General features: G+C 41.1%; 27 protein-coding genes, 1 rRNA gene, 1 other RNA gene and 2 riboswitches. Of the genes, 7 read left to right on the forward strand and 22 right to left on the reverse strand.

All coding sequences use genetic code 11. The features are described 5' to 3' along the window. The 15 genes from H605_RS0110510 to H605_RS0110580 all read right to left on the reverse strand — a co-directional run. A 16S ribosomal RNA gene (locus tag H605_RS0110510) occupies window positions 1-312 on the reverse strand; the annotation flags it as partial. 438 nt (window positions 313-750) lie between these two features. Next, window positions 751-2,085 (reverse strand): NCS2 family permease, encoded by a 1,335-nt coding sequence (locus tag H605_RS0110515; RefSeq protein ID WP_029054168.1) that lies wholly within the window; start codon window positions 2,083-2,085, stop codon window positions 751-753. An 80-nt stretch (window positions 2,086-2,165) separates the two neighbouring features. Beyond that, a riboswitch (purine riboswitch) is annotated at window positions 2,166-2,267 on the reverse strand. After that, window positions 2,267-3,820: a glutamine-hydrolyzing GMP synthase gene (guaA, locus tag H605_RS0110520; RefSeq protein ID WP_029054169.1), complete on the reverse strand. Its 1,554-nt coding sequence runs from the start codon at window positions 3,818-3,820 to the stop codon at window positions 2,267-2,269. It overlaps the preceding riboswitch by 1 nt. A 204-nt stretch (window positions 3,821-4,024) precedes the next feature. Continuing rightward, window positions 4,025-6,193: a transglutaminase TgpA family protein gene (locus H605_RS0110525; protein ID WP_037561918.1), complete on the reverse strand. Its 2,169-nt coding sequence runs from the start codon at window positions 6,191-6,193 to the stop codon at window positions 4,025-4,027. Further along, a complete protein-coding gene (locus H605_RS0110530) occupies window positions 6,190-7,089 on the reverse strand; it encodes a DUF58 domain-containing protein (protein ID WP_211225431.1) in 900 nt (299 codons plus the stop codon). The genes H605_RS0110525 and H605_RS0110530 overlap by 4 nt, the downstream gene beginning before the upstream one ends. Window positions 7,090-7,364: 275 nt before the next feature. Further along, on the reverse strand, window positions 7,365-8,315 hold the full coding sequence (locus tag H605_RS0110535) for an AAA family ATPase (RefSeq protein WP_029054172.1): 951 nt from the start codon (window positions 8,313-8,315) through the stop codon (window positions 7,365-7,367). A 124-nt stretch (window positions 8,316-8,439) separates the two neighbouring features. Continuing rightward, window positions 8,440-9,264 (reverse strand): ammonia-dependent NAD(+) synthetase, encoded by an 825-nt coding sequence (gene nadE / locus H605_RS0110540; protein ID WP_029054173.1) that lies wholly within the window; start codon window positions 9,262-9,264, stop codon window positions 8,440-8,442. Between the two features lie 16 nt (window positions 9,265-9,280). After that, window positions 9,281-10,750, reverse strand: a complete 1,470-nt coding sequence (locus tag H605_RS0110545) for a nicotinate phosphoribosyltransferase (RefSeq protein WP_029054174.1) — start codon at window positions 10,748-10,750, stop codon at window positions 9,281-9,283. Window positions 10,751-11,140: 390 nt separating this feature from the next. Continuing rightward, window positions 11,141-11,857, reverse strand: a complete 717-nt coding sequence (locus H605_RS0110550) for a LutC/YkgG family protein (protein ID WP_029054175.1) — start codon at window positions 11,855-11,857, stop codon at window positions 11,141-11,143. Window positions 11,858-11,859: 2 nt separating this feature from the next. Continuing rightward, window positions 11,860-13,281 (reverse strand): LutB/LldF family L-lactate oxidation iron-sulfur protein, encoded by a 1,422-nt coding sequence (locus H605_RS0110555; protein WP_029054176.1) that lies wholly within the window; start codon window positions 13,279-13,281, stop codon window positions 11,860-11,862. A 24-nt stretch (window positions 13,282-13,305) separates the two neighbouring features. Next, window positions 13,306-14,025, reverse strand: a complete 720-nt coding sequence (locus H605_RS0110560) for a (Fe-S)-binding protein (RefSeq protein WP_029054177.1) — start codon at window positions 14,023-14,025, stop codon at window positions 13,306-13,308. 155 nt (window positions 14,026-14,180) lie between these two features. Further along, a complete protein-coding gene (locus H605_RS0110565) occupies window positions 14,181-14,903 on the reverse strand; it encodes a FadR/GntR family transcriptional regulator (protein WP_029054178.1) in 723 nt (240 codons plus the stop codon). 5 nt (window positions 14,904-14,908) lie between these two features. Beyond that, window positions 14,909-15,436, reverse strand: a complete 528-nt coding sequence (locus tag H605_RS0110570) for a methylated-DNA--[protein]-cysteine S-methyltransferase (RefSeq protein ID WP_335695480.1) — start codon at window positions 15,434-15,436, stop codon at window positions 14,909-14,911. 5 nt (window positions 15,437-15,441) lie between these two features. Then, window positions 15,442-15,756, reverse strand: a complete 315-nt coding sequence (locus tag H605_RS0110575) for a DMT family transporter (protein ID WP_029054180.1) — start codon at window positions 15,754-15,756, stop codon at window positions 15,442-15,444. 2 nt (window positions 15,757-15,758) lie between these two features. Further along, window positions 15,759-16,094, reverse strand: a complete 336-nt coding sequence (locus H605_RS0110580) for a DMT family transporter (RefSeq protein ID WP_029054181.1) — start codon at window positions 16,092-16,094, stop codon at window positions 15,759-15,761. Window positions 16,095-16,249: 155 nt separating this feature from the next. Beyond that, a riboswitch (SAM riboswitch) is annotated at window positions 16,250-16,350 on the forward strand. Between the two features lie 80 nt (window positions 16,351-16,430). Between H605_RS0110580 and H605_RS0110585 the strand changes: the two genes are divergently transcribed. Beyond that, window positions 16,431-17,561, forward strand: a complete 1,131-nt coding sequence (locus tag H605_RS0110585; RefSeq protein ID WP_029054182.1) for a methionine biosynthesis PLP-dependent protein — start codon at window positions 16,431-16,433, stop codon at window positions 17,559-17,561. Window positions 17,562-17,706: 145 nt separating this feature from the next. Further along, window positions 17,707-18,468 carry a glucose 1-dehydrogenase gene (locus tag H605_RS0110590; protein ID WP_029054183.1) on the forward strand — a complete coding sequence of 254 codons (762 nt, stop codon included), beginning with the start codon at window positions 17,707-17,709 and terminating at the stop codon, window positions 18,466-18,468. An 87-nt stretch (window positions 18,469-18,555) separates the two neighbouring features. On the opposite strand, the gene H605_RS0110595 is transcribed toward H605_RS0110590, so the two are convergent. Next, on the reverse strand, window positions 18,556-18,738 hold the full coding sequence (locus H605_RS0110595; RefSeq protein WP_029054184.1) for a hypothetical protein: 183 nt from the start codon (window positions 18,736-18,738) through the stop codon (window positions 18,556-18,558). A 219-nt stretch (window positions 18,739-18,957) separates the two neighbouring features. Continuing rightward, window positions 18,958-19,473 carry a type 1 glutamine amidotransferase domain-containing protein gene (locus H605_RS0110600; protein ID WP_029054185.1) on the reverse strand — a complete coding sequence of 172 codons (516 nt, stop codon included), beginning with the start codon at window positions 19,471-19,473 and terminating at the stop codon, window positions 18,958-18,960. Between the two features lie 259 nt (window positions 19,474-19,732). Here H605_RS0110600 and H605_RS0110605 point away from each other — a divergent pair, with 259 nt between their 5' ends. Then, window positions 19,733-20,374: an HD domain-containing protein gene (locus tag H605_RS0110605; RefSeq protein WP_029054186.1), complete on the forward strand. Its 642-nt coding sequence runs from the start codon at window positions 19,733-19,735 to the stop codon at window positions 20,372-20,374. Window positions 20,375-20,669: 295 nt separating this feature from the next. Here H605_RS0110605 and H605_RS0110610 read toward each other — a convergent pair whose 3' ends face one another. Continuing rightward, on the reverse strand, window positions 20,670-20,903 hold the full coding sequence (locus tag H605_RS0110610; protein ID WP_029054187.1) for a hypothetical protein: 234 nt from the start codon (window positions 20,901-20,903) through the stop codon (window positions 20,670-20,672). Window positions 20,904-21,013: 110 nt separating this feature from the next. On the opposite strand from H605_RS0110610, the gene ssrS reads away from it, so the two are divergent. Further along, a non-coding RNA gene (ssrS, locus tag H605_RS18665) (6S RNA) lies at window positions 21,014-21,207 on the forward strand. A 138-nt stretch (window positions 21,208-21,345) separates the two neighbouring features. Here the strand turns inward: ssrS and H605_RS0110615 are convergent. Further along, complete coding sequence (locus H605_RS0110615; RefSeq protein WP_029054188.1) at window positions 21,346-21,669, reverse strand: four-helix bundle copper-binding protein; 324 nt, start codon at window positions 21,667-21,669, stop codon at window positions 21,346-21,348. A gap of 149 nt (window positions 21,670-21,818) precedes the next feature. Between H605_RS0110615 and H605_RS0110620 the strand changes: the two genes are divergently transcribed. From H605_RS0110620 to H605_RS18955, 3 genes are all read left to right on the forward strand, one after another. Then, entirely contained in the window at window positions 21,819-22,304 is a 486-nt protein-coding gene (locus tag H605_RS0110620; protein ID WP_029054189.1) for an antibiotic biosynthesis monooxygenase family protein, read from the forward strand. Between the two features lie 66 nt (window positions 22,305-22,370). Then, complete coding sequence (locus H605_RS0110625) at window positions 22,371-22,868, forward strand: DUF3231 family protein (RefSeq protein ID WP_029054190.1); 498 nt, start codon at window positions 22,371-22,373, stop codon at window positions 22,866-22,868. Between the two features lie 130 nt (window positions 22,869-22,998). Beyond that, window positions 22,999-23,163, forward strand: a complete 165-nt coding sequence (locus tag H605_RS18955) for a hypothetical protein (protein WP_155979516.1) — start codon at window positions 22,999-23,001, stop codon at window positions 23,161-23,163. 69 nt (window positions 23,164-23,232) lie between these two features. Here H605_RS18955 and H605_RS0110635 read toward each other — a convergent pair whose 3' ends face one another. Genes H605_RS0110635 through H605_RS0110645 form a run of 3 tightly spaced genes read right to left on the reverse strand, consistent with a single transcriptional unit; the run spans window position 23,233 to window position 26,863 of the window. After that, the gene (locus tag H605_RS0110635; RefSeq protein ID WP_155979517.1) at window positions 23,233-24,342 is read right to left on the reverse strand and encodes a Ger(x)C family spore germination protein; all 1,110 of its coding nucleotides are present in this window, start codon (window positions 24,340-24,342) and stop codon (window positions 23,233-23,235) included. 11 nt (window positions 24,343-24,353) lie between these two features. Beyond that, window positions 24,354-25,451: a GerAB/ArcD/ProY family transporter gene (locus H605_RS0110640; protein WP_029054192.1), complete on the reverse strand. Its 1,098-nt coding sequence runs from the start codon at window positions 25,449-25,451 to the stop codon at window positions 24,354-24,356. Further along, on the reverse strand, window positions 25,448-26,863 hold the full coding sequence (locus H605_RS0110645; protein WP_232321262.1) for a spore germination protein: 1,416 nt from the start codon (window positions 26,861-26,863) through the stop codon (window positions 25,448-25,450). The genes H605_RS0110640 and H605_RS0110645 overlap by 4 nt, the downstream gene beginning before the upstream one ends. Window positions 26,864-26,865: the final 2 nt, after the last annotated feature.

A 26,865-nucleotide genomic window follows, 5' to 3' on the forward strand; every position in this document is an offset into this window, starting at 1 on the left:
CACCCTCTCAGGTCGGCTACGCATCGTCGCCTTGGTGAGCCATTACCCCACCAACTAGCTAATGCGCCGCGGGCCCATCCTTCAGTGACAGCGAGATGCCGTCTTTCAACATTCCCTCATGCGAGAGAATGGATTATTCGGTATTAGCCCCGGTTTCCCGGAGTTATCCCCATCTGAAGGGCAGGTTGCCCACGTGTTACTCACCCGTCCGCCGCTAACTGAAGGAAGCAAGCTTCCAACAGTTCGCTCGACTTGCATGTATTAGGCATGCCGCCAGCGTTCGTCCTGAGCCAGGATCAAACTCTCCATAATACTGGTAGACGATATGCCGCGGATTGCGTCGTCAGTTTCACTCGCTCAATCGGTCACGTACCTGAGTACGCTCCCTCTTTCGCTCGATCACTTCCTAACACTCCACAACATCTCGTCAACCAGTTACATGAAAAATCGATTAGCTCGAGTTTCATTTGCTGGCATCAATTAAGATACTCATTTTTGTTTGTGTCATCGTTAGATGCACAAACTGTATTCCGTTAACGTTTTGCTGTTCAGTTTTCAAGGTTCATGTCGCAGTCGCTTTCTTGACTGTTCTATTACTATATCAGACGCATTTTAAACTGTCAACAACTTTAGACAACTTTTTTCAATTTCTTCTTCCTTTCTTTTAGATTCGATACTATTAACGCTTTTAAAGGGATGCTTAAATAATAGTAAAACCGCTTCCCTATTGGCTCAGGAAGCGGTCTGGTGTTATTTGATATAGATGAAATACAAAATGAAGATTACAAAGAGCCCGTACATAATTGGATGAATTTCTTTTCTTCTACCGCTTACTAGCATCGTAATAGGATAGAAAACGAAACCGATTGCGATACCTGTTGCGATACTGTACGTCAACGGCATGGCGATAATCGTAAAGAATGCTGGAACTGCGATCTCGAAACGAGTCCACTCTATGTTTCCTAATGTCGACACCATTAATACCCCTACGATAATCAAAGCAGGAGCCGTAACTGCTGGTGTAATGACTAGTAGTAAAGGAGAGAAGAACATTGCTAGTAAAAACAGCAAGGCGGTTACAATAGAAGCAAAGCCTGTTTTGGCACCCGCCGCAACACCTGCAGTGGATTCAATATAAGAAGTGGTAGTGGATGTCCCCATTACTGCTCCTGTTACGGTTGCCAAGGAATCCGCAAGTAATGCTTTGCCAGCACGCGGCAGACGGTCTTCCTTCATTAGACCTGCTTGTGTAGCTACTGCAACTAGTGTTCCAGCTGTATCGAAGAAGTCTACGAATAGGAATGTGATGACGATCACGAGAAATTGTGTTGTCATCAATGACCCTGGGTCGTTAAGGATCGCATCAAAAGCTGCACCAAACGTGGGAGCGACTGACGGAATTTTATCTACCACCTTGTGCGGCACGTCTATTAAACTGACCGCCATACCTAAAGCCGTGGTCATAATCATTCCGTAGAAAATAGCACCTTTGATCTTCCTTACCATCATAATAATCGTGATGACTAATCCAAAGATCGTAAGCAATGTAGGACCAGCCGTTAAATCACCTAGACCTACTAACGTATTTTCATCCGCCACAATAATCTTGGCATTTTGCAGACCTAGGAATGTAATGAACAAACCTATACCTGCACCTACCGCAAACTTCAGTTGTGCCGGTATTGCATTGATGATCATTTCACGTAACCCAGTTAATGAAAGAACAATAAAGATTAATCCTGAGAATAACACTCCAGTCAAACCTGTTTGCCATGGTATACCATACGTAAGCACTACGGTGAAAGCGAAGAATGCGTTTAATCCCATGCCTGGCGCTAAGCCAATCGGATATCTGGCTATTAAACCCATAAAGAGTGTTCCAACAGCAGCTGCGAGTGCAGTGGCAACAAATACAGCACCTTTATCCATACGCATGGAATCAGGCAGGTCAGGTACAACGTCCAAAGATAACATGATTGGATTTACCGCTAAAATATAGGCCATGGCTAAAAACGTAGTAATTCCACCGATGATTTCGCGACGATAATTGGTGCCAAGCTTATCAAACTCAAAGTATTTTTTCATTGTGACCTTCCTTACTCTCATTATGTAAAAAGAGGCACGCGAAATAAATTCGCATGCCTCTTCTTTAATCCAATAGAAAATACATTTCTATTTTGAATCGTAGTCGAAACATTTACGGTGTTTCGGTAGAGACTTCCAGGCCTTATTCCCAGCGTTATACGATCATATTCTGTTGTTTAACTTATTCCCATTCAATAGTGCCTGGTGGTTTCGCTGTAATATCATATACAACACGATTGACTTGATCCACTTCAGTTGTAATTCGAGTACTAATTTTTTCTAGTACATCGAAAGGTATACGAGCCCAGTCTGCCGTCATACCATCTACTGAATGAACCGCTCTTATACCTATCGCATAGTCGTAAGAACGTTGTTCGTTACGAACACCTACACTACGGATATTCGGTAATACTGCGAAATATTGCCAGATTGAACGATCGAGTCCAGCTTTTGCGATTTCATCACGTAAAATAAAGTCTGCATCGCGAACGATTTCAAGCTTATCTTCCGTAATTTCCCCAAGCACACGAACTCCAAGTCCCGGACCTGGGAATGGTTGACGGTTAACAATTTCTTCAGGCAATCCAAGTTCCGCACCTACCGCACGTACTTCATCTTTAAATAATGCACGTAATGGTTCGATTAACTCGAAGTCCATATCTTCAGGCAAACCGCCCACATTATGGTGAGATTTAATAGTTGCAGAAGTTGCTGTTCCACTTTCAATGATATCTGCATAAATCGTACCTTGTGCTAAATATTTGATGCCGTCTAGTTTAGCAGATTCTTCATCAAATACGTAAATAAATTCATTGCCGATAATCTTACGTTTTTGTTCAGGATCTGTAACACCTTCGAGCTTATTTAAGAAGCGTTCGCGTGCATCTACTTTAATGAAGTGCATACTGAACTGTTCACTGAAAGTCTTAACTACACTTTCAACTTCGCCTTTACGAAGCAATCCGTGGTCAACAAAAATACATGTCAACTGATCTCCTATTGCACGGTCAATCAAAGCAGCTACGACTGATGAGTCAACCCCGCCACTTAGCGCGCAAAGTACTTTACGATCGCCAACCGTTGAGCGGATCTTCTCTACTTCTATCTCAATGAAACGATCCATTGTCCAATCGCCTGAAGCTTTACAGATTTCAAAAACAAAGTTACGCAAGAAGTCTTTCCCGTTTTCCGAACGATAATCTTCTGGATGGAATTGAATCGCATAGATTTGTTGTTCATCGTTTGAAATAGCTGCAATATTACCAGCAGAATCTTTTGCAGATGCAGTAAACCCTTCAGGTAATTCGACAATGTCAGCGCTGTGACTAACCCAGACGTTTTGATTGTCAGTCTGACCAGCAAATAATGTAGACGTCGTATCCACTGTCAACGTTTCTTCTTTGCTTTCACCGCCTGCATTCTTTTCTACCTTACCGCCTAAATGATCAACGATTACTTGAGCTCCGTAACTGATGCCCAATACAGGAATACCTAATTCAAATATTGCTGGATTGATATCATGCGCTTTCGCGTCTCCAACAGATGCTGCACCGCCGGAAAGTACAATACCGACTGGATTCATTTTTTTAATTTCCTCAATTGTCGTTGTATGTGCGTGTAACTCACTATACACACCAAATTCGCGGATTGTACGCGTGAAGAGCTGATTATACTTACTGCCGTAATCGAGAACTACAACTTTTTCTTGTCCGGCTAACACAGGAGCATTTGACAACTAATCCACCTCTTCCAATTTTTTAATACCATTTCACGCCTCAACTACAAAAGACGCGTTAGAAAGTCAACTTTCCACGCGTCTTTTCCATCAAAGAATCCAGGTACTGCTATTCAATGATAGCTGACGTTCGTTAGTGCAAGATATGTCGAGGACATTTCAAGCATCATCCACTCTATATTTTACGCATATTTCGCTAAAAAATCAACATGTTGTACTAATAATTAAATCTTCCCACACTTTATTCAACTTATCCCATTCTTGCGTCTCCCAGTCATTCCCGTATATTCCTGTTTCATACGCATTGGTTAAGACGGCCATACGATCTCCGCCGTACCGCTCGTCTACGAGTTTCGCATAGTTGGAAAGCGTCATCGCGGTATCTTTTGGCAGTCCGGTCCGAGCTAATTGTTGTAATAACTGTGTGAATTGCTGTTCAAATTTCGCGCGACCGTTTGGCAGTTTCCTGAGTTGTTTTATACGCCATTTCGGTAGCCAATTGCTTCTTTTACTATAGACAATTAAACTTGCTCCTACAATTAACACAAACAATGATACATAAATCCACCATTGACTGAACAACCATACATATTTTTGTTTGAATGCGTCGAAGGCAGGCGAACCTTTTGTTTTCTTAGGAAGTTCTTTCTCTTTTTCCACTTCCGGTTTCACAGTTTTTTTAATTTCCTCTTCTTCAGAACTTTCATTCGGAATATCGAATTCGATCTCTGTTGGATGTGTAAAACCTAGTGTCGGCTCAAACGGCATCCATCCAATTTCGGGAATGTATACTTCTACCCACGAATGAGCCTCATCATTCGTCACGCGATAGACACTTTTCCCAGATGCTTTATATGCCATTTCTCCTGGCGCAAATCCTTTCACCCAGCGCGTTGGTATATCTACGGACCTGAGCATGACCGCCATGGAGGTGGAGAAGTTATCACAATAGCCCTTTTTCGTGTCGAATAGAAACTGATCTACATAATCCTGTTCTTCATCAGGCACCGGAACATTTTGCGTTTCATAAACAAAACCGTTCTTTTTGAAGTATTGCTCTATGGCTTTCACTTTGTCATAGACGGCCGTTTCGTTTTCTGTAATCGATAAAGCCAGTTCCTTCACGCGTTCCGGTAATTCTTCCGGTAGTTGGACATAGCTATTCAAATCCTCCGGAACCGTCTCATAGTTCACCATCTCTGTTTTCTGCAAATCTGACAGGATGTATGTAGGTTCAACAAACTCCATTTCATACTGTTCAATTTTCTCTTGTAGACCCATCAACAAATATAGTCGGTTCGTCGTCATCTCATGCATAAGATTCAAACCTTCAGGCGAGGAAATCTTCGTCGTGCCATAAGGAGTAGCAAGAAATGGAAGTGGTTCAGCGAAATCCAGTGTAGCATGCAAGACTTCCCCTTCTGCGGGATTATTCCATAGATCTTCGCCTGTATCCAGCAGCTCCTTATCTGACTCTTTATCCTGTATCCAGCCCTTTGAAGTATATGTATCTTTCGTTTCAATACGCCAATATTGCCGTTCGTCCACGGATGCTTCAAACACCAATTGATTGTTTTGGACGAAAGCTCCACCCAGTTGCGTATCATCGGGGTCATAACCCGCTCTGGCTTGTCCGTTGTCAGATACGTTATCCTCCGCTCCACTCAACGATAGTAAGAACGGTACAGGATCTGGCCATGCAGGAGGATATACCGGTGCATTTCTTGATAGCAATCCGATAGATACAACAATCAGTACCACTGGCAATGAAAGCAAAAGCAATCTCTTAGGACGAAGTGACAATCCTTCATCACCCGATAATTTAATTATTGTAAGGCAACCTACAATTACTAAGCCTACTATCATAATTCTCACTATAGACGAAGTAGCGTCATATGGAGTGAACGTATCCAAAAGTGCTACAAATATTATTGTAAAACCAAAGAACATCATCATACTACGTCGCACTTCAATCCAGTGACGAAGTAAATAAGCGATCATCCAAACTAGCACAAACAACAATAACGTACGGAATAAATTCGATAATTCCCCGAGATTACCTTGGAATAGCAACAGGACATTCTGTTGGACATCTTGCAAAATATAGCCTGTCACAGCTATAGAGATCCATAGTTTATTAAAATACATATAATGAATAGCCCATACTACATATAGAATCTGGACCGTTCCACTGATCCACCATGGCAGTTGCAGTAAAGTCAATGCAAAAAAGAGTACTAGATAGATGATGAATAGAGATGGATGTCCAAAATCCGTCAAATCCACAATCGGGATAAACCACTCCCACAGCAAAACGGAACTGAGCGCATATAAAAACAACAGCACTTTCCAATCCAACTTTGATCTCTTCATAAATTCACCGTCTTTCTCGACATTGATAAACGATCAGACGGATAAATCATTTTCACCGTAATACCAAGCGATTTCACTTGATTAACATTAGCTTCTAGAGATTTTTTGTTCGTTTCATCTGTTATGAGCACAAAACAAACTATTGTGGATGCATCATGAGTACATGTCAACACGCTACGGACAAACTCCATGCGAAGATTTCCTGTAATAAGCAATAACGCATCTCCAGATATTTCTTTCTCTATCGGCAATCTTACCTTTTGTGTGTCTTCAGGTTGGATTTTCGCAAGATGTACTAATGCTTGTCTCGTCTGACCTGCGGATTGTATCGATGGAAACACTTTCGGCTGGTCACTCGCTGTGATCAGGGTCAACTTGGCATGATTCTCTCTGGCGGATACAACAATCGATGCAGCAAACTCCACTGCATCTTCAAATGTTTCCGATATTCCGCAATCCAGCAACAACGTATGTTGCTCCGAACGCTGTTCATCAAATTCTTTTGTCATTAATTTCGAAGTACGTGCAAATGATTTCCAATGAATCCAAGACATCCGGTCCCCTGGCGCATATTCCCTGATGCTAGATGGGGTAGTTGCATCCTTCGCTAGCATGAAAGCTGAGAGTTGCTGCCCTTCGCTCGTCCCATTAGATGCTGATTCATACACTAAATCGGTTACGCTCGGATAGACTAAAAAATGATTTTGTATAACAAATACTTTTCTTTTACGAATCCAATTAAAAAAATCCACTATTTGCACTTCTACTGTCGGCAATGTGTATTCGCCACGCTGAACATCCTTTAGCAAATAGGTGTGCTCATATGTTCTCCGAAATCCTAAGAGCATAATTTTCCGTTCAATCTTTTCGCGCTTAGCGTGAACTCGTCTATCCATTAGAATTACATATAGTAGAGGGAAAGGGAAGTTCCTTTTTAAAACCACCCGAATGGAGACCTGTCCACTCCTAGATACATGTCGATCTTCAATATATCGTGCAACGGTTAGATCTCGTAACGGATACAAGTAGAGAAGCACGGAGTATGTCACAAATGGAATCAACATATAGAAAATGAACCAGCTAACGAAGCCCCCTTGAAATTTTGCGAAGACGTAAGCAACTGTACCAATGGCTACGACACTCGCGAATCGCCCAAATGATTGCAATGCCTTCATAGAGTAGTAGACCTGCGCATTACCGGAACCGGCTGACGCTCGAGGATCCGACTAACAATTTCCTCCGCATCAATTCCTTCGTATTTCGCTTCAGGACGCAAAATCATCCGATGCGAAAATGCAAACGACGCCAAATATTGTACATCATCCGGCAAGACAAACGTGCGCCCTTTTATGAACGCGTAAGCTTGGCAAGCTTTCATTAATGCCATTGAACCTCGTGGACTTACGCCTAAAGAAACAGACTCATGATGGCGGGTTGCATCCGCACAATCCACAATATAAGAAACAATCGTATCGTCTACTGTCACTTCTCGCACATTACGCTGTAACTCCAATAATTCATCCACTGTCAGAATGGCATCGATTTTCTCAATCGGTGTTTGCCGTTCCGCTCTTTTCAATAACTCCATCTCTTGCTGCTTTGTCGGATACCCCATTTTCAACTTGAAAATAAAACGATCAAGCTGTGCTTCCGGTAGAGGGTAGGTCCCTTCATATTCCACAGGGTTTTGTGTCGCCATCACGAAAAATGGTTCCGGCAATTGAATAGTCGTTCCATCTACTGTAATCGATGCCTCTTCCATACCTTCCAATAATGCAGCCTGTGTTTTGGGTGATGTTCGGTTGATTTCATCAGCCAATACGATATTACCAATCAAAGGTCCCGGACGAAATTCAAATTGCATTGTCTGTGGATTATAGATGGACACGCCTGAAACATCAGAAGGTAATAGGTCAGGTGTGAATTGGATCCGCTTAAACTTCGCACCAATTGATGTCGCCAACGCTCTCACTAGCATCGTCTTTCCAACACCTGGTACGTCTTCCAGTAATACGTGACCGCCAGCTAATAATGCCGTCATACTTAACTCCGCTATATCCCGTTTTCCAACAATAACTTTTTCAATATTGTCCAATACTCGTTCGATCCATTCTGAATGCATAGTTATTCTCTCCCGTCACGAACTGAATCCGTCTTATTATATGAAACTATCATACCTGAAACGCATAACCTCGACAAACAGAAAAAAACTGCCGACCCTTTGACGCACAAAAGGTCGGCAGATTTCATTTCCAAAATTCATCAAATACCGTGATAGGCAAATGGCGTTTATGCGCTGATTTCAAATAATGCCCTTCTATTTGCTTTCGCGCCTCATCCGATACTTCTTTTCCTTCCAGATAGTCATCAATTTCATCATACGTCACACCTAATGCTACCTCATCCGGAATGGCAGGTTTATTGTCTTCCAAATCAGCCGTAGGGATTTTATTGTATAAATGTGGTGGGCAATCTAGCGCTTCTAATAGTTGTTTTCCTTGGCGTTTATTCAATCGGTAGATCGGCATAAGATCCGCTGCGCCATCACCAAACTTTGTATAAAATCCAGTAATTGCTTCAGCTGCGTGATCTGAACCTAGAACGACAGAGTGATGGATGGCTGCTACGGAATATTGTGCTTTCATACGTTCGCGCGCTTTTTCATTTCCTTTATCAAAATCAGAAATGTGGAGACCCGCTTTGTTCATAGCTCGCTCACTGGCATCCACCGCTTCTTTAATATCGACTGAATAAACGATTGACGGCTTAATAAAACGCAATGCATCTTGGCAATCGTCTTCGTCAAACTGCACACCGTATGGTAAACGAAGAGCATAGAAGCGGTACTTTTCTTTCCCTTCTTCTTCATTCAGCTCGTCAATCGCCATCTGCGCCAACTTGCCGACTAATGTAGAGTCTTGACCACCGGAAATACCTAATGTGAACCCTTGTAAAAAGGTATTTTTTTTCAAATATGCTTTCATAAAGTCAATGGAAGTCCGGATCTCTTGCTGCGGGTCGATTTCCGGCTTCGTACATAATGCTTGGATAATTTCTTGCTGCAATGTCAACGCTCCCACTTCCTTTTCAATGTTTGGTATAGTTCTCGACCATTTCATGCACTTCTTCTATATTACGTCTCTTATTGTCCCAACACTTCTGACTAAGATCAACAGGATATTCTTCAGGATTTAACGAACGCTGATATTCCTCCCATAGTAGAGAAAGATTTCGTTGTGCAAATTCACGGATTTCATACACTGGAGGATTTTTATAAATAACGGTTCCATTCTGAATCACATGCTCGTGCAAGTTTACTGCTTCAAAATTCGTCACAAACTTTGAGATAAATGTATGCACAGGGTGGAACATTTTGAGGCGTTCTTCCTTTGTCGGATCCTCATCATGCATCGTAATATAATCGCCTTCCGCTTTACCATTTTCGAGGTCAATAATTCGATAGAGCTTTTTACGGCCAGGTGTCGTTACTTTCTCTACGTTAGCTGAAATTTTAATCGTATCTTGCATTTCCCCATCATCGCTTTCAATGGAGACAATTTTATAGACAGCTCCAAGCGCCGGTTGATCATATGCCGTAATCAGCTTTGTTCCAATACCCCAAATGTCGACTTGAGCTCCTTGAGCTTTCAAGTTCAAAATCGTGTACTCATCCAAATCATTGGATACAACGATTTTCGCATCCGGGAAACCTGCTTCGTCTAGCATTCGGCGAGTTTCTTTTGACAAGAACGCAATATCTCCACTGTCCAAGCGTACACCGATGAAATTAATGCTGTCTCCAAGCTCTTTTGCTACTTTGATAGCTGTCGGAACGCCAATCTTTAATGTATTATACGTATCCACTAAGAAGACGCAGTCTTTGTGACGTTGTGCGTAAACTTTGAATGCTGTGTACTCATCTTTATAGGCTTGAACAAACGAATGTGCATGCGTTCCAGAAACAGTTAGTCCGAAACGTTTTCCTGCACGTACGTTACTCGTGGACTCCACGCCACCAATGACCGCTGCACGCGCGCCCCAAACTGCGGCATCCATTTCGTGCGCGCGTCGGCTCCCGAATTCCATCACAATGTCATCTTTTACTACTTGCTTGATACGGCTAGCTTTTGTGCTGATCAATGTCTGGTAGTTAACAATATTTAGCAATGCTGTTTCGATCAACTGCGCTTCAATCAGGTTCGCTTCAATACGAATGATCGGTTCATTCGCGAAAACGAGTTCTCCTTCTTTCATGGAGTAAACGTCTCCAGTGAAACGGACGCCTTTCAAATAATCGAGGAAGTCATTCGCAAACCCAAGCTCTTCTCGTAAATAATCTAGATCGCTTTCTGTGAATGAAAACTCCTCAAGATACTTCAGTACATGTTCAAGGCCAGCAAATATCGCATAACCGTTACCGAATGGAATTTTTCTGAAATACACTTCAAATACGGCTTTCCGTTCATGAATGCCGTCCGCCCAATACGATTCGGCCATATTGATTTGATATAGGTCTGTGTGTAACGCTAAGCTGTCGTCTTTGTATGATGAAGTCATAGTCGTCTCCTTCTTCCGCTGCAATAATATTGTCATTATACACTATTTCCCCTATTTCTCAGCAAAGTAATCATTAACTGGTGAATCGATTTCAGAAATATAACTTTTCAAGGTTAGCAAAGAAAAGTTCATGAAAGAAATATGAACACGGAGGAAACGTGGATGGACGTTCTAAGCGGACCTTTTCCTTAGAGCGTAGCTCACCAAATATAGTGACATTGAACTATATTCTCCCAATGCTTTGATCTTTCTACTGCATCAAAAGAAAGACAGAAGACAGATTCCGATTAATTTCGGAATTTGTTTTCTGTCACATATAATTATTCTCTGTGAAACTTGGTTCTGGTTTAGCTACCCACTTTCTAAACGAAAAGAGTCGTCACTTCATTTTTAACAATCTTCTATAACAATATACGTCGCTTTGACCGGGCCATGCACACCAATGACGAGGTTCATTTCGATGTCGGCGGAGTTACTTGGACCTGTGATGAAGTTGATGCAGGACGGGACTTGCTGGCCATTGTTTAATTTATCTCGAATCATATCTGACGCTTGGGTAATTCTTGGGACTAGCGTGCTTTTAGGAATTAACGCAATATAATGCGTTGGGAGCAAGCTGACGGAACGACCTTTGTCTGCACTACTGAAGAGTACGACCGTGCCGGACTCTGCGAGGGTCATGTCGCTGAATGTGATACCGATATTCGCTTGTTCAGCCAATTCGATATTCTTCACTCCAATTGAAGGATCCCAGCTATTGACTTCAATCTGTTCTAACGGCCACTTTGTCTCTAGTAGGTCCGATAATTCATATTCCTCAAAACGTTCGTCTCTCCATAGAGATAGCGGTCCGCCACCGTAAGCTTTTACGACTTCATCCAGCACAACCGACAACGATTCTTTTGTCGTTTCCACGATATCTGTATGAATTCGCTCGCATTGTACACGTAATACTTCGAGTAATTCATCTATTGAAGCATCCGCTAACACTGTGCGTTGAGGCTGATGTTTCCAGATCGGTTTTTCTACTTTCTCTTTGGGTTCTCGACCTAGTTGTGTCGCGATGGTTTGTAGAAATGTGGCGCGGTTTTGAATTGATCCTACCATGCTTATTTGCCCCCTTCCTGATCATAGAACCAGTCACGGAAACGCGTATTTCCGACAGCCGGGAACTCCCGTAAATCTGTCCAGTCTTTCAGTGGTCCCGGACCTTTTGAAATTCGGTCATTTTTCGTCAATGGTTTCATCGCAGTAGATGCTACCTTTGATCCCATAGAGTACAACGGATTGGAAGAAGCACCGATCCCAAATGCTTTCATTGCCAGTCTTTCGGAAATAGGTGATCGACCTTCTTCTTCCACAATAATGCGTCGATGTGTATGAAGTAGTTCGTGAAGAGGGATTTTCACCGGACAAGCATCCGTGCACGCTCCGCAAAGCGTGGAAGCAAAAGGCAACTCCTTGAAATCGTCGTAACCTCCAAGCAATGGCGATAGCACAGCACCGATCGGGCCTGAATAAATGGAGCCGTATGAGTGTCCGCCAATATGACGATAAACAGGACACACGTTGACACACGCAGCACATCGGATACATTGCAACACCGACTGAAATTCTGTCCCTAAAATTTCAGAACGACCATTGTCGACGATAACTAAATGAAATTCTTCAGGACCATCTACGTCCCCTTCATCTCTAGGACCTGTTAACGCCGTGACATAACTCGTCAATTTTTGACCTACTGCACTTCGTGTCAATAAGCTGACCAGTACTTCGAATTCTTCAAAGGAAGGTACTACCCGCTCCATCCCCATTACCGTAATTTGTGTTTTAGGCAACGCAGAGACTAGTCGTGCATTCCCTTCATTCGTCACGAGGCTAATTGAGCCCGTTTCAGCTATCGCAAAATTGCAGCCAGTAACACCTATGTCTGCATCCAAGAATTCTTGACGCAGTTTTTCACGTGCATGCAAAGCTAATTCTTCAGGTTTAGAAGTATTTTGATAATCTAACTTCTGCTCAAAAACTTCACGAATTTGTTCTCTGTTTTTATGAAGTGCTGGTGCTACAATATGTGAGGGTGGATCATGATCATCTACTTGAAGGATATACTCGCCTAAGTCTGTCTCTATGACTTCGCATCCAGCTTCTTCTAGAACGGCATTTAGATTGATTTCTTCTGTTACCATGGATTTCGACTTCACTACTTTTTTGCCATCTTTTTTCTTGATGACATCCCGAACATAATCACTCGCTTCTTCAGCTGTCTTCGCAAAAAACACATGACCACCACGTTGTGCAACATTTTCACTTAGCTGATATAAATAGTAATCCAAGTTTTCAAGAACATGCTGACGAATTTCTTCTCCGTGTGAACGCCATTCTTCCCAACTACCTAACTCTTCTGCAGCGTCTAGTCTTCTGCCATGCAAACGTTCTTGTGCACTCGCCACTGCCTGTCTCATGAAATCATCTGAAATATTATCCTTTGTTCGATCTGTAAAGTTTTTCTTGCTGAACTTCATCGCCATTGCTATCACCTCACTTTTTTTAATTTACTCGTGATTATTCAATACTTGTGCGATATGCATAACCCTGATCGGCTTGCCCATACGCTCTGCACGCCCTCCAATATTCATGAGGCAACCACAGTCCGCCCCAATTAAATAATCTGCCTCTGTCGCCATGGCACTATCGACCTTCTCATCTACCATCTGTTCAGAGATATCTCCCATCTTAACGGAGAATGTTCCGCCAAATCCGCAGCAATTATGCGCATTGGGTAAAGGGATCATTTCCAGTCCTTCCACTTGATTCAAAAGCTTTCTCGGTTCTGCACTAGCGCCTAGTAATCTCGTCATATGGCAAGACGGATGATACGTCGCTTTTCCTTTCAATTTTGCTCCTACGTTTTCCACTTGCAATACATTCACAAGGAACTGAGTGAACTCATACGTTTTATCTGCCAGCTCCTGTGCTCTTTGTAACCAATTGTGATCATCTTTGAATACATCAGGATACAATTTAAACATGGTCGCACAAGATCCTGAAGGTGTGACAACATACTCCGCATTTTCAAATGTCTTAATCATATTCTTCATTGCTGATTTTGAATTTTCTACGTAACCGCTGTTATAAGCAGGCTGTCCACAGCATACTTGTCCTTTTGGAAACGATAATTCACAGCCTTGTCTCTCTAATACTTCAACCATGTCTTTACCGGCTTCTGCATAGAACATGTCAACAAGACACGTTATAAATAAGCTTACTTTCATCTCACTTCACTCCTTCACTAGGACCCCCCGCGCAATCGACAGGTCATCAGATGACTAACATTTTACATAGCATACTACAATGCTCTGTCAATTGACAGAGCATTCATATATTTGGCTATAAAAAAATTCACTCAAAATAAAATGAGTGAATAATATTATTCTTTTACTGACTTCCAATGATTTATTAGAACAGACTCCACATTCAGAAGATGGGCTTGCATAGTACTTGATGCAATTTCTGGTTGCTGTGATTTAATCGCTAAAAATATGGCCTCATGCTCATCATGCAAACGCTCTACTGTCGCAGTCTCCGAATATAGGCAAATACGACGCGTCTCTCTCATCGATTCACTCATCAGTCCCGCAACTTGGCTCAACAAGTTTACCAACAACGGATTTTTTGTTGCTTCTGCGATTGCAAAATGAAAGTCCAAATCCGCTTTTTCACCTAGCAAAATATCCCCGGCATGCTTTTTCATTTCATTGAGTGCTGTTTTCATCTTTTCCAAATCGTATAGTGTACGGGATTCTGCTGCATTCGCAGCGGCTCCGGTCTCAACTATTTTCCTCACAGCTAATAAATATTGAATATCCTGTTGATTCATGAGCATGGCACTCTGTAACGGGAAGATCATATCGACGGGTGAGAATTCCTTGACATAAGTCCCCTCTCCCTGTCGCATTTCAATAAGCCCTCTAGCACGTAATGTTGATAAGGCCTCGCGAATTGTTGATCTGCCAACAGTAAAGTTTTCAGCCAGCTGCTGCACAGAATCCAATTTATCACCTGGCTTTAACTCTCCGGACTGAATGGAATCCAATAAACTATCCGCCACTTCTTCATATATTTTCTTCGGTTTAATTTGCTTATATTTCATGTTGCTCACTCCGTCCTATCACTTATCAAGCGCGATTTCTCCAGTTGTAGCAGGTTCCTTTTATGCTCTTTCCCATCTCGATAGCCTGACAATCCTCCACTTTTTGCAATCACACGGTGACAAGGCACCACGATCAATACAGGATTCTTGCCTATTGCAGATGCTACAGCGCGAACAGCTGATGCTTTCCCTATTTGTTCTGCAATTTCTGAATAGGTTACGACTTCACCATAGGGTATTCTGTGTAGCATTTCCCATACTTGCAGTTGAAATGGTGTCCCCTTTAAATCAAGAGACAGCGCTAAAAGATCGTTAGTCCTCCCCGAAAAATACCCTTTGAGCTGATTGCTATAGACTTCAAGCTTTGCTTCGTCTTCCTTTACTCCTTCATTATCAAATCGCTTAGCCCAATCCTTCAGTTGTTCTAAACTATTTTCGGCTAGCCCCACGTAGCAAAGTCCCTTTTCTGTAGCAGCTAGTATTACTGACCACCCGTCGAAATTAAATCGTGTCCAATAAACCAGTGTGTCCACTCCCTTTATCCGAATAATTTTAAGCCAACAGCACCGAGAATAATGAGCGATAAAAAGAAAAGGCGTTTGACGCTAGCAGATTCTTTGAATATTAATATCCCCATCAATACAGCTCCAGCTGCTCCTAAACCGGTCCATACTGCGTAGGCTGTACTCATCTGAATTTCACGCATAGCAAGAGACAGGAAAACAAAGCCGAAACCAAATATCCCGACAATGAGTAACAATCTTTTAATAGAACGTTTTTGTAAATAGTAATTGATGCTTACCACACCAAAAATCTCGCCGAGACTGGCAATAGCCAAGTACACCCAAGCCATCGTCAGCCACCTCCTTCAGTATCTACTTGTTCATCTGTAGTCAACTTGATGCCAACTACCCCGATGACAATTAATCCGATAAAGGTCAGCGTAACCCATGTGAAACCTGCTTGAAAGACGAATATATCCACCAAAAGGATTGCCGCGGCTCCCGACCCGGTAAAGACTGCATACACCGTGCCTGAAGGTAATTTTTCGCATGCCTTGATAATGAAATAAAAGCTTAATACAATGGCCACACCTGTTCCAGTCCATTGAATTGCCGTTACAGAGTAACGTAGACCGACTACCCAGAAAATCTCTATAACAGCCGCTAGGGCGACATAACTCCAAGCCAAAATAAATATCTCCTTTCTGTCATGAATAGCTCTATAAGTATAGCAAATCTTTTGCTATAACAAAAAATCAGCCGATGACGATAAAAGGAAGCTTGCTTCTAGTATATCCGCATGATAGAATAAATCCGTCAACAGTTTTTCCTATATTGTGAATATTCTTATCGAGAGAGACGGAGGGATAGGCCCAGCGATGTCTCAGCAACCAGCCTCAGGCACGGTGCTAATTCCAAGGGTGACACCACCTTGAAGATGAGAATACTGTATACACTTGTATGTTCGAGGGCCTATTCGAAAAGAAGAGGTTCTTTTTTATTTTGCTGGGGGGGATGGATAATCATGACAAACAATGGATTAGAAACCAGATTAGTACAACTCGGGAACCACAGTGATGAGAAAACCGGAGCAGTCAATACGCCTATTTACTTGTCTACAGCGTACCACCATGAAGGTCTAGGGAAATCGACGGGATATGATTACACACGAACAAAAAATCCTACGCGTTCTATCTTAGAGGATGGTATCGCAAACTTGGAATCCGGTGATCAAGGATTTGCGTGCAGTTCCGGAATGGCAGCCATTCAACTGATTTTATCCTTATTTAAGACAGGTTCAGAACTACTGGCACCTGAAGACTTATATGGCGGCACCTATCGTTTATTTAATCAATATGAAGAGACGTACAATGTTAAGACGCGATACTTATCGTTCGATGATGTTTCAGAAGTCGAGCAAGCGATTACTGATCGCACAAAAGCAATCTTCTTAGAAACGCCAACAAATCCATTAATGCAAAATATAGCAATTAGGACGTATGCTGAATTGGCGAAAAAGCATGGCTTATTGCTAATTGTCGATAATACATTCCTAACACCCTATTTCCAGCGACCTATTGAAGAAGGCGCAGATATCGTCATTCATAGCGCAACGAAATATATCGGTGGACATAATGACGTACTAGCAGGTTTAGTCGTCGCAAAGGGTGAGGAATTATGCGAACGTCTATTTACTAACCATAATGCGATTGGCGCTACATTGTCCCCTCTTGATTCATGGCTTGTCGTACGTGGTCTGAAAACATTACATTTACGCATGAAACAGCATGACGCAAATGCAAAAGCGATGGTATCTTATTTAGAACAAGAACCTCTCATTGTCGACGTGCTCTACGCTGGAATCGGTGGTATGTTGTCATTCCGAGTACAGAATAGTGAATGGGTAGGACCATTCCTTGAAAACATGAACCTCATTTCATTCGCCGAGAGTTTGGGCGGTGTGGAAAGCTTCATCACGTATCCGACTACACAGACGCATATGGATATCCCATTAGAAGAACGTAATCGCCGTGGGGTGGATGATCGTCTGCTACGTTTCTCGGTCGGCGTAGAAGATGTAGAAGATTTAATTGCTGATGTGAAACAAGCGCTTTATGCTGCAAAGGAAGTAGTAGAAGGCGTAAAAGTTCAATAATATGAAACAGCACAACTCGAACCGTCAGTACAACCCTGACAGTTCGAGTTTTTTTACAATCAAAACAAAAGCTATTCCCTTCAATAGTTAGACGTTAAAGTATATAATGATATAAGAACGCAAGAATAAATTGGAGGCGATTTTGTTGAAACGATTAGAAAACAAAGTAGCAGTAGTAACTGGCGCAGGGTCTGGAATTGGCCGAGAAATTGCCGAACTATATGCGCGTGAAGGTGCAAAACTCATCATCGCAGATATGAATATGGAAGGTGCAGAAGAAACTGTCCAGACAATCAAAAATGCTGGCGGTGAAGCGCTAGCAGTTAAAACCAACGTAACAGTTGAGGAAGACATACAAAAAATGATTGATACAGCAGTCGAGCAATTCGGTACACTTGATATTCTAGTGAACAATGCCGGTATTATGGACAATATGTACTCTGCGGCTACAGTGCCGGATGAAGTATGGGATAAAGTATTAGCAATCAACACAACAGGTGTGATGCGTGCAACTCGTAAAGCATTAGCTATCTTCGAAGAGAAAAAAGCAGGTGTTATTGTCAACATGGCTTCTATTTCAGCGGTAACAGGTGGTCGGGGCGGACTGGCCTACACTGCATCAAAACACGCCGTTGCAGGGATGACAAAAAGCGTTGCTTCTCAATACGGTCCGTTAAACATCCGCTGTAACGCAATTGCCCCAGCACAAATCCCAACTAATATTACAAACAGCTTGACTCAACCAGATGCATTCGGCATGAAGCAAGCACTAAGAGGCGTAAACATGATGAGCCGTCCTGGAACAAAGGAAGAAATCGCAAACATTGCGCTATTCCTTGCATCAGATGAATCCTCTTATGTTAACGGTGTCATCATGGAAGCTGACAATGGATGGTCTGCATATTGAGATTTAATCTCTCGTAGAAATAAGACTTGGAAATATTTGATTACATCCATACAAAAAAGCATCCAAAATTTTGGATGCTTTTTTGTATTAGTGAGCTTGATGCCATTTTTTCTTTTCACTTGCATAGACGACCGCTGCCGGTGCTGCGATAAACGCAAGTGCCGCCATTCCGGCGAACATACCTGTCAGTTCTTTACTTCCAAAGGAAAATCCAGCTGCTGCACCTAATGCAATCCCTGCTAATACCGCCAACGCAACAATCTTATACATGTTAGATCCCCGACCTTTCATTTGTAAGACGCGATCGTCTTTCCGATTTATTCGTTGCTTTTAGCATACTCTCATTGAGAACCTTTTTCAAGTACAATTGAGAATCTTTTTCAACGGGTGTTAAAATGTATGATTATCGTATGTTGTAAGCAGCGGTTTAATGTGCAGAAGACACAAAAAAACGTCAAGGCTTTTACACCTTGACGATCGAAGTATTTATTATTTTTCTAAAATTTTTAGTGATTCGCGATTAAAAGCTGGAATATCGTCAGGTGTACGGCTTGTTACAAGTTGGTTCTGACAGACTACTACTTCTTTGTCTGCGTATTTTGCACCTGCATATTCCATATCTACACGAATGGACGTATATCCTGTTGCATCTCGCCCTTCAAGCTCTTTCGCTGTAATGAGCAATTGTGGACCATGACAAATTGCGAATACAGGTTTTTTTGCATCCATAAATTCTTTGACAAATTTCACAAAACGATCATCTGCACGTAAAATGTCCGGTGAAAATCCGCCTGGAATAAATAACGCGTCATAATCTGACGATTTAGCGTCAGCAATTGCTTTATCAATTCCCACTTTTGTATTTTCTTTCATACCCGTTACTTCTGTTCCTGCTTCCGCACCAATCACTTCTACTTCGTGTCCAGCTTCCTTATACGCGGCAGCCGGTTTCATATATTCTGAGTCCTCAAACATATCACCAAGTACTGTTGCAATTTTAGCCATAATGCTTACCACTCCTTATGTGATGTTCTGTAAATACTATTCCACATTATAAAGAGTCTAAACATCATCACCTGTGATCTAGTTATTCTATAATTAGTTATTGGATATATTTGTTGCTAAATGGAATTCCTCCCTATCCGTATAATTCTGTCTGCATTAGGGTTACTATATAATAGTGCTGCATGTAGACAAGCCCCTCTTAAAAACATGAATAGGAATGTTTTTAAGCCGTAAATACTAAATAAAGGTGATGAATGCTGTGGGAGTACACCAATACTTTAAAAGCTTATCTGATTTAGAACTAATTATTCGTTGTCCTGGAAAGTTCAAATTTCAGGAGCATTCTGTCGCTAGCCATTCATTTAAAGTAACAAAAATTGCTCAGTTCCTCGGGACAGTTGAAGAGGAATCTGGACAGAATGTGAATTGGAAAAGCCTATATGAAAAGGCTTTGAACCATGATTACGCAGAACTATTTACAGGGGATATTAAGACACCTGTAAAATACGCTTCGAAAGAATTGAAAAAACTATTCGGTGAAGTAGAAGAAGAAATGACAAGAAGTTTTATAGAAAAAGAATTTCCTACTGAGTTTCAAGCTATATATTTGGAGCGGTTAAAAGAAGGAAAGGATGAAACATTGGAGGGGCGCATTTTATCCGTTGCTGATAAAGTTGATTTGCTTTATGAATCATTTGGCGAGATCCAAAAGGATAACCCAGAGCCATTGTTTATAGAAATCTATGAAGAAGCATTAAGAACCATACTAATTTATCAAGATATGAACTGTGTAGAATACTTTCTAAAACATATACTTACAGATATGCTCAGTGAACGATTCACTGAGCATGATGAATTAACTGGCATTACTGTACGTATCATCGAAGAACGGGGAAATTAATAGACATTGACAAGCGAATAATGAAATTCTGATTTTCTGCCATTTTAATTTGAATGACACTTCTATGATGCTTTTAATCAAAACTGCGAATACGTTAATTGTGGCTCTAGCTTGCCCTCGCTTGTTGCGCAATTCAATATCGCGTACAGGGTTCTCTCGGGAATCGAACATCCCAATAAACTCTGTACGAGCGTAATTGAAACAGGCGTAATATGTGTCAAAATCACTAGCTTTTTAACTTAACCAGCAAAAACTATAAGTCCACCATTTTTATAGCATCATGCAGAGTTTTTAACTAAAAGAATATTCCGACTATAACTAGTATAGCAATAATAATTCCACCAATTTGTCCGATGACTGCAGATGAAACGATGGGTTTCTTTTGAAATATATCAATTAGCTCAATATCTTCACGAAGCTGTTTTACTTCTTTACGAAGTTCATCCACTTCCTGATTCAGCGTACTGATTTCCCGTGTCTGTTTTGTAACCAATTGTTGTTTTTCCGAGTTGTTTTCATGCTGTTCCATACATGATCACTCCTGTCTTTTCATTTCTATACGTTCTAACATACGTTTTAGTTTCAATAAATAGAAGAACTTTCCATTGCATTTTAGCTTTTACAGGTGTAATATAAATCTACAAGCTGTATTGTTCGTATGACATTAAGTTTTAACCTTTAAGCTGTAAAAGGGAGTTTATTACGAAACGGAAATGGCATGCTGGATTCCTTATAGCAATCCAGACATACAGGAACGTTTTCCGCAAACACCCACTTTGAGGAGTGGTGGTTTAAAACTTTCTATGACTAAGTACGGCAAACACGGCTTACATAAACAGAGAAAAAACCTTCCATACTTGTATGGAAGGTTTTTGTTTTGTATGTAAAATGATTAAACAAGGAGAAGCCAACTCATTGCAAACAAAAACACCCTCATAATAGCGGAAGGTGTTTTAACTGTATATACGAAATTAAGCTACATTGCGACAAGCTTCTGCACATTTGCGGCATGCTTCAGCGCACTGCTTACAGTGATCATGATCGTGTTTGCCACATTCTTCTGCACACTGCTCACAAATTTCCGCACAAAGTTGCAAGATTTTATCGGTAAATGGACTTTGTCGAGTAATCGACTGGATTGCATATGAACAAATGTCTGCACACTCTCGATCGAGTCGAATACAGTCCGACATCATACGCACATCTTCTTCTTTTAGACACGCGTCAAAACAATGGTTACACGCCTTTATACAATCCTCTAATACCGCTAGTACATCTGCATATTTTTGATTCATATGATCGCCTCCAAAAGTATTTCCCTTACTCTTCCCTGCTATTTCTGAACTTAAACCAATAGAACTGTTTGCTTATTCATTGAAAGCATTTTCATTTCTCCGTTATACTGTGTTGTAATCAACAAAATAGAAAAGATGAGGTGTTTGAAATGAAACTATTTAAATGGACAGGCCCACTAGAAGATGCAGGTAACTTACCAGAAGAAGCGCGTGCGTCATTAATGAATAATGATGAAGAAGTGCTTGTGCTACAAGAGGCCAAAACGACAACTCTCAACAACGCCGTCGAATACGATATTTTGGATCAAAGCGGAGATTTACCATCTGGTCGTTTTGCTGTATTAAACAATATTCCTGTAACTGAAGAAGGAAGAGAAACTTTTGAACAGCGCTTTAATAACCGTGCACGTCTAATAGAAGCAGAACCAGGATTCGTGGCGATTCGCGTCTTGCGACCAGTACACTCTGGTACATATGTGATTTTGACAATGTGGGAAGACGAAGAATCCTTCAAAAACTGGCAAGAGTCACAGGCTTACGGAAAAGCGCATGCGAAACGCGGTACTCAAGATGGCGTCGATCAGCGACCTAATATTTTTTCAGGACCTTCTTTTGTCACAACATATAAAAAATAAGTATAAATAAACGATATCTGTAAAGACTACTCTTGAAGTGAAAACAATGATGAGGAGTGTGTTTTTATGGGTATTTTAGATGGCAATCCAAAAGATCAGCCTATGCATTACGGAGAAATCACAGCTATATGGGCTTTCATGGGTGCAAATAACGGTCTAATCAGCGGATATGAAGCATTCGTTAACCACGCGGAAGATACGGATCTCATTAGTCTGCTTGAAGATGCAATTAAAACTATGAAAGCGGAGAACAAAGATTTCGGCAAAGTGCTGAAAGCAAATGGCATCACACCGCCACCTGCACTTCCTGAAAGACCAAAAGCAAATGCTGAGGACATTCCTGCGGGCGCACGCTTTATGGACCCCGAAATTAGTGGAGCTATATCCATTAATGTTGGACAAGGACTCGTTTCATGTAGTATGGCAATGGGACAATGTCTACGTGAAGACGTGGCAGCAATGTTTGCAAAGTGTCATATGGAGAAAGTAGCATTCGGTGCCAAATTACTGAGCTTAAATAAATCAAAAGGTTGGATTTTCCCACCACCATTGCATTTGCAATAATCACCACAAAACTTCGCCAAGCGTATATCGCTGGTGAAGTTTTTTCTTATCATGAATAGAATCTGTAGTTGTGCTCATCCTAACTTGGCCAAAGAAATTCATCTAAAAGGTAGGAAGGATGCGGATTCTCATGAAGAAACGAAAGCCTGAAAGAAAACAACAAGATAGACCTGTACAGCTAGAACAACCCCAGCGGCTGGATAGTATGGAGTTCGGTGAGGAGTTTACCTTCGATCAGAAACGCCAGCAACCAGCTAACTTAGACCATCAAGAGCGACGCAATCATAGAAAGTAAAAAGAACTTTCATAAAAATTAGTAGAAAAACGTCATCCGATACTGTGATGGATGACGTTTTTCTAGTAATTATTCTATCGATCCTGTTCCCTGTAGTTTGACGTCTACAGTAACTTTAAACTCTATATCAGGGTATGCTTTTTGCCACGTAGTAAATATATCTTCTGTATGCAATCGGGTAGCTCGGTAACGTAAGCCAAAACCAAAAGGATCCAGATTTTCCTCTTGCATTTTAGTTAGAAAGTGCATGACCCTTTGTTTCACATCTTTTGAGGCCAAGCTATTATAGTCATCCAATTTAGCAATAGATAAATCTTTATTGGCTTCACCTATCGTTCCTTTCATCACAATGTGCATATCTATCGCACGTGGCGCTCCACTTCCTTTACTCGGTACAAATTGATACGTCATTTTACTTTGGCTAAAGTTCAATAATAATTTAAGGCTTCCTTCTTTGACTAGATAGGTAAATCCAGTTGAATCTTTCAATAAAGAATTAAAATACTTCGTTTCAATAGTAGATAGAACAGCCGGATCCTCTCTACCGTCAACTACTACGGAATTATTTACTATTAGTTCATCGCCTCCTGCATTTGTCTCAATCAATGGCAGAACAGGATTAATACCATCTGCAAGGATGTCTCTACGCAATTGAAACAGATAAGTCGTCACAACATATGGGCTATCATTCGCCGTTGCTCCAAAAAAGTTGATTAAAGCAACTGATGCCGGCGCTTCAGTATTTGGCTCTACTTTTAAAATCGTTTCGGCAGAAGGCCTGGCCCCTGCAACATACGCGATTAATTGAATATCACCGCGTCGAATAAAATAATCCATGAATGATTGCATATCATCCCTAAGAAGTTTTTCATGAACAATAATTGTTTTCATGTGACCTAGTTCCAATACTTTGTCTACATGTGTTTCCAGCATGCGAATCGCTTCGCCTATTGATTGTCCTTCGCGTGAAAGATAAGCAAAACTCGGCCTCTCAGAATCCTTAATCGCCCCAAACGGTAAAGCAACTTTTAATGTTACTTTGTATCCGTTCTCTACATTTTCGGCAGGATCAATCCCAATCGCAGACACAAAAAGGCGTTTATCAATATCTTTGAACGCACAGCCATATTGAAGCAAAACACCACTCATGCATAAAACCACCATAAACCACTTACTCATTGAGAGGAATTTCAAGACTTCGCCCTCCTATTTACTACAAGCATTAGACTTATCAGAGCAGTCATCACAATTGGAATAAAGTTAAAGTAATACCTACTAAAAAGAAACAGATCGTACTCGGTCACTTTTAATGTTGTATAGATCGCTATGGACCAAAATACTACAACCATTATTACAAGACTAATTTTTTCACGCCATTTTATTTTCAATTGTTCTATATCAAATGCACTTTGAAATAATTTACAAGCAACATGCCAATGAATTGTAATATTTAAAAAGGCAATTGCCAAGAATAGTAGCAAAAAGATAAATATTACACGCTCAATTACCCCGAACTTCATTCGAATAGAATCACTGGTCAGAATCCATGGGTACAGGGTACTTTCTACTTGATCAAATCCTAATACTCCAATTGGAATAAAATAGGTAGTGAAAAGTGCAAAAGCGCCCAGTATGAACACAATTAAAGCTTGTTTAATACCGAAAGTCATTTTTTTCTTAAGGAGCGAATTGAAAATAATGATATCAAAAGTTCCTGCGAATAAATAAGTCGTAGTAGAAAACACTGTATAGTCTGGCGGATTATCGATAAAAGTCATCGCAATTGCCACATGATCCCAGCTGACCTGTTCAGCAAAATAGAGTTTTACTACGTAATATGCTGCAGCAGGAACCGCCAAAACAAACACCAATTCAAGTGTAAATAATATATTTCGACTCTGCATAATTATTCCAAAAGTGATCACCGGAATGAACATCGCAATGACTAAATAAACAGACATCTCTGGCGTTAAAAATCGCAATAGAATATCTATATAAGTAATCAGCGTCTGAAGGCCTGATACATACCAAATTACTCCTAAGATGATTAATACTGGGATAGTAATCCATTTCGATAGATATAAAGATAAAATTTGCGGTAAGCTCTTCCCTGGAAACGCTTTAAAAGAAGTGATCAATGCCCAGTTCATAAATACGCCAAAAAATAACGCAATGATCATCGTGATAATTGCCCCTTCTTCACTTTTAGCGAAAAAGATTCTTGGGCTAGCAGCAATGAGGTTAGCAATCATATTGGATATGAGTAAAAAATAAACAAAGCGGCTCATGAATCATCCGCCTTCAATTCTTCTTGTCTATTTTTCCAAAACATCCGTAAATACGGCTCACTGAAACTGTCTTTGTTCACCAAATACAACAACAAACCCAGCATTCCGAGTACCATACCTGCTAGACCAAATGCCGTCGTATATAACAATAGTAAAAAACGGCAGACCCGGACAGCATAATTCATTTCACTTATCGGGATAACAAAGGTGGAGATCGCTACAAGGGAGACGACGATGACCATGATGTTTGATGTCAATGCAGCCTCTACTGCTGCAGTTCCAAGTATAAGTCCCCCAACTGTTGTAGCCGTAGCGCTGATACTATTTGGCAACCGCATACTAGCTTCCGTCAGCAGTTCAATAAAGATCAACATGAAAAACACTTCAATAAATGAGGGATACGGAACGCCAATCCTGCTCGCAGCCACCGTCAAGGCAAGCTCTGTCCTGAGGACTTCCGGTGTATAGGAAGTAACCCCAACATATATAGATGGCAGCATAATACATGTAAACAATCCTGCATATCGAAGAAACCGGATTAACGATACTACCCAAAAGGAGTAATACGCATCTTCCATCGAAAGCATAAAATCAAAAAACGTTGTAGGTGCAATAATTGCATGAGGGCTTCCATCTACTAAAATAATAACTTTTCCAACCGCCATATTATGAAGTATACGATCCGGTCGCTCAGTCAGAAGACTGGTTGGAAACAAGCTGTATTTTTTATTATTCATGTAATACTGTAAGTCTGAACTTCCCTGAACTAGTTCTACCTCTAAGGTGAGAATACGTTTTCTGATTATCTTCAATAGTTGGGGTTTTACTCTTTCTTCATCATAAATTAACGCAATATCACGATTCGAAGCATCTTCCAATTGCATTGGTTCAATAATTAAGGACGGCTTATGATAACGTTGCCGAATTACGTTAATATTCGTCTCAATACTCTCACTCAGTCCAAGTTGGGGACCATGAATGGTAGGTTCCATAATGGCTTCTTGCACCGCATTGGCTGCTACTATCTTTAACTCAAGTAACGTTATTTGCTTGTCGATCATGACAAATACATTACCCTTCGTTATTTCTATAAGAACCTCTTCATCCCCAGTTGGCATCTTGGTTTCATAAGGTAATGACTGAATATACTCTGCAAAATTCTGTTCGGCTGACATCTCATAGAAAGGTTTCACCACAATTTCTTGTAGTTGCATCATATCCACTACACTTTTCAAATACAAAAGGTGCACTACTCGATCTCTACTTTTCAAGGTTTTTTTCACTATATCCGCGGTTGGTTCCAGTCGTGTAGCCAAACGTGTAAAGTATGCAGGTGGCTCTATATGACATGTTGCTTCATCCATACTCATCACTACTTTCTGATCAAACAAGTTATTTGTTAGTTTGTCCAATC

This window comes from Sporosarcina ureae DSM 2281, from assembly GCF_000425545.1.
GTDB classification, from domain to species: Bacteria; Bacillota; Bacilli; order Bacillales_A; family Planococcaceae; genus Sporosarcina; species Sporosarcina ureae.